The organism is Acidovorax sp. KPB24-03, assembly GCF_057546605.1.
On record NZ_BAAJYR010000310.1, the window covers coordinates 1 to 4232 of the forward strand.

General features: G+C 71.5%; 2 protein-coding genes. Both read left to right on the forward strand.

Annotation, left to right across the window (positions count from 1 at the left end; all coding sequences use genetic code 11):
- The first annotated feature begins 118 nt into the window (after nucleotides 1-118).
- Entirely contained in the window at nucleotides 119-2986 is a 2868-nt protein-coding gene (gene ppc / locus AC27KI_RS19810) for a phosphoenolpyruvate carboxylase (RefSeq protein WP_487115415.1), read from the forward strand.
- 137 nt (nucleotides 2987-3123) lie between these two features.
- Nucleotides 3124-4232 (forward strand): YccS/YhfK family membrane protein (locus AC27KI_RS19815; RefSeq protein ID WP_487115417.1); only part of this gene is annotated, 1109 nt, incomplete at its 3' end.

A 4232-nucleotide genomic window follows, 5' to 3' on the forward strand; every position in this document is an offset into this window, starting at 1 on the left:
GGGGGTGCGCGGGGCGGGTGCGCCGGGCGGCGCGGGCAGCGGGGATGCTAGCATGGGCCCGCAGCAGCCGCCGCCCTCTGTCCATGATGCGCCCGAGCGCGCAGGAGACCTTTTCCGCATGAACGCGACCCCCCGCAAGACCGACGCCGCGCCCGCACCGGCCGCCCCCCGCAGGACCGACAAGGACCTGCCGCTGATCCAGGACATCCGGCTGCTGGGCCGCATCCTGGGCGACGTGATCCGCGAGCAGGAAGGGGTCGCCGCCTACGACCTCGTGGAGCAGGTGCGCAAGCTGTCGGTGGCCTTTCGCCGGGATGCCGACCAGGAGGCCGACAAGGCGCTCAAGAAGCTGCTCAAGGGCCTGTCGGGCGACCAGACGGTCAGCGTGATCCGCGCCTTCACCTATTTCAGCCACCTGGCCAACCTGGCCGAGGACCGCCACCACATCCGCCGCCGCACCGTGCACGAGCGCGCGGGCAGCGCCCAGGAGGGCAGCATCGAGGTGGCCCTGGCGCGCATGCGCTGGGCGGGCATCGCGCCGCGCACCATCTCGCAGACGCTGGCCAGGAGCTACGTGGCGCCCGTGCTCACCGCCCACCCGACCGAGGTGCAGCGCAAGAGCATCCTGGATGCCGAGCGCGACATCGCCCAATTGCTGGCCGAGCGCGGCGACATCCAGGTGCGCGCGCAGCTGTACAACAGCGCCAAGGACGCGCTCACCCCGCGCGAGCTGGCGGCCAACGAGGCGCGGCTGCGCGCCCGCGTGGCCCAGCTGTGGCAGACGCGCCTGCTGCGCTACACCAAGCTCACCGTGGCCGACGAGATCGAGAACGCGCTGTCGTACTACGAATCGACCTTCCTGCGCGAGATCCCCAAGATCTATGCCGATCTGGAGCGCGAACTGGGCAACCAGCCCGTGGCGAGCTTCCTGCGCATGGGCCAGTGGATCGGAGGCGACCGCGACGGCAACCCCAACGTCAGCGCGGCCACGCTCTCGCTGGCGCTGGGCCGGCAGGCCGAGGTGGCGCTGCGCCATTACCTGACCGAGGTGCACTTCCTGGGCGGCGAGCTGTCGCTGTCGGCCCGGCTGGTGCAGGTCTCGCCCGACATGCAGGCCCTGGCCGAGCGCTCGCCCGACCACAGCGAGCACCGCCAGGACGAGCCGTACCGCCGCGCGCTCACCGGCATCTACGCCCGGCTGGCCGCCACGCTGCGCAACCTGACCGGCGGCGAGGCCGCGCGCCATGCCGTCGCGCCGCAGAACCCCTATCCCGATGCCGAGGCCTTCCTGGCCGACCTGCGCGTGATCGAGGCCTCGCTGCGCTCGCACCGCGGCGCGGCGCTGGCCGCCGAGCGCCTGCACCCGCTGGTGCGCGCGGTGGAGGTGTTCGGCTTTCACCTGGCCACCGTGGACCTGCGCCAAAGCTCCGACCAGCACGAGAAGGTGATCGCCGAGCTGCTGGCCACGGCGCGCGTGGAGCCCGACTACGCGGCCCTGCCCGAGGCCGACCGCCGCGCGCTGCTGCTGCGCCTGCTGGCCGATGCCCGGCCGCTGCGCGTGGTGGGCGCCACGTATTCCGAGCACACCACGGGCGAGATCGCCATCTTCGAGACGGCGCGGCAGATGCGCGAGCGCTTCGGCCCGCAGGCCATCCGCCACTACATCATCAGCCACACCGAAACCGTGAGCGACCTGCTCGAAGTGCTGCTGCTGCAAAAGGAAGTGGGGCTGATGCACGGCACGCTCGATACCGTGCCGCCCGTGCCGGGCAGCGGCGCCCGCGCCGCCACCACCGACCTCATCGTGGTGCCGCTGTTCGAGACCATCGAAGACCTGCGCAACGCCGCGCCCATCATGCGCGAGCTGTACGCCGTGCCCGGCTTCGCCGCGATGGTGCAGGCCAGCGGCGCCGAGCAGGACATCATGCTGGGCTACAGCGACAGCAACAAGGACGGCGGTATCTTCACCAGCAGCTGGGAGCTGTACCGCGCCGAGATCGCGCTGGTGGAGCTGTTCGACGAACTGGCGGCCAGCCACCGCATCCAGCTGCGCATGTTCCATGGCCGCGGCGGCACCGTGGGCCGCGGGGGCGGCCCGAGCTACCAGGCCATCCTGGCGCAGCCGCCCGGCACCGTGCGCGGGCAGATCCGCCTGACCGAGCAGGGCGAGGTCATCGCCTCCAAGTACGCCAACCCCGAGATCGGCCGGCGCAACCTGGAAACCCTGGTCGCCGCCACGCTGGAGGCCACGCTGCTGCAGCCCACCAAGCCGGCCACCAAGGACTTCCTGGAGGCGGCGGCGCAGCTGTCGGTGGCCAGCATGGGCGCCTACCGCGCGCTGGTGTACGACACCCCGGGCTTCACCGATTACTTCTTCAACTCCACGCCCATCCGCGAGATCGCCGAGCTGAACATCGGCTCGCGCCCGGCCTCGCGCAAGCCCAGCCAGCGCATCGAAGACCTGCGCGCCATTCCCTGGGGCTTCAGCTGGGGCCAGTGCCGGCTCACGCTGCCGGGCTGGTACGGCTTCGGCGCCGCGGTGGAAGCCTTTGTCAGGCAGCCCGGCCAGGACCCCAAGGCGCAGATGGCCCTGCTGCAGAAGATGTACCGCCAGTGGCCGTTCTTCGGCACGCTGCTGTCCAACATGGACATGGTGCTGGCCAAGAGCGACCTGGCCCTGGCCTCGCGCTACAGCGAACTGGTGGCCGACACGCGCCTGCGCAAGAAGGTCTTCGGCGCCATCGAGGCCGAGTGGCAGCGCACGGCCGATGCGCTCACCCGCATCACCGGCGACAAGCACCGCCTGACGCACAACACCGCCCTGGCCCGGTCGATCCGCCACCGCTTTCCGTACATCGACCCGCTGCACCACCTGCAGGTCGAACTGGTGCGCCGCTGGCGCGGCGGGCAGGGCGACGAGCGCGTGCAGACCGGCATCCACATCTCGATCAACGGCATCGCGGCCGGGCTGCGCAACACCGGCTGACGGCGGGGATTGGGCGCGGCACGGGAGGGGCTGCGTGCCGTGGTATGGAATCTGCTTGGGTTCCGGCCATCCGGCGCGGGCCCGCGCCATGGTTTTTTCTTTCTCTCTCCGGGGTTGATGCGATCTTGAAAACGGCAATGGCAGGGTGGGCAAGGCGCCTGTGGGCGCAGGATGCGCTGGTGTACGGCGTGCGCGTGTTCATCGCGCTGAGCGGCGCCATGGCCGTGTGCTGGTGGCTGGACCGCGTGCTGCTGGTCACGCCGATCTTCCTGGGCATCATCGCCAGCGCCATCGCCGAGACCGACGACAACTGGCGCGGCCGGCTGCGGGCGCTGCTCGTCACGCTGGCCTGCTTCGCCACCGCCGCGTTCTCGGTCGAGGCCCTGATGCCGTGGCCCCTGTGGTTCGTGGCGGGCATGGCCGTGTCCACCTTCGGCTTCACCATGCTCGGCGCCGTGGGCGAGCGCTACCGCGCCATCGCGCTGGCCACCGTCATCCTGGCGCTCTACACCGCCATCAGCGTGGCGCCCGGCTCCCAGCGCGGGGGCGGCCCGGCCTTGGGCTTCAGCGTGCCCACCTGGCTGCTGGCCGGCGCCACCTGGTACGGCCTGCTGTCGCTGCTGTGGTGCGCGCTGTTCCCGCACCAGCCCGTGCGCCAGAACCTCGCCAAGCTCTACGGCGTGCTCGGCGCCTACCTGCGGCTCAAGGCCAGCCTGTTCGAGCCCGTGCGCGGCGTGGACGTGGAGCGCCGGCGCCTGGCGCTCGCCCAGACCAACGGCCGCGTGGTGTCCGCCCTCAACACCACCAAGGAAAGCATCTTCAGCCGCCTGGGCGCGCGCCGCGAGGCGCCGCCCCCCACCGGCCGGCTGCTGCGCCACCTGAACCTGTACTTCATCGCGCAGGACATCCACGAGCGCGCCAGCTCGTCGCACCACCACTACAACGACTGGGCCGACGTGCTGTTCCACAGCGACGTGCTCTACCGCTGCCAGCGCGTGCTGCAACTGCAGGGCGTGGACTGCACCCGTCTGGCCGAGGCCCTGCAGACGCACGAGCCCTTCGTGCGCGACCCCGCCGGCGAGCGCGCCATGGCCGACCTGCACGACTCCATCGCCCACCTCGAAAGCCAGCGCCAGAGCGCCTGGCAGCGGCCGCTGCGCAGCCTGCGCGCGCTGGCCCGCAACCTCGCCACGCTCTCCGGCCAGCTCGACGCCGCCACCCACCCCGATGGCGGCGAGCGCCTGGG

Bases quoted from the DNA above. Each gene is read 5' to 3' on its own strand.
- ppc (WP_487115415.1), top strand. From the start codon at position 119: ATGAACGCGACCCCCCGCAAGACCGACGCCGCGCCCGCACCGGCCGCC.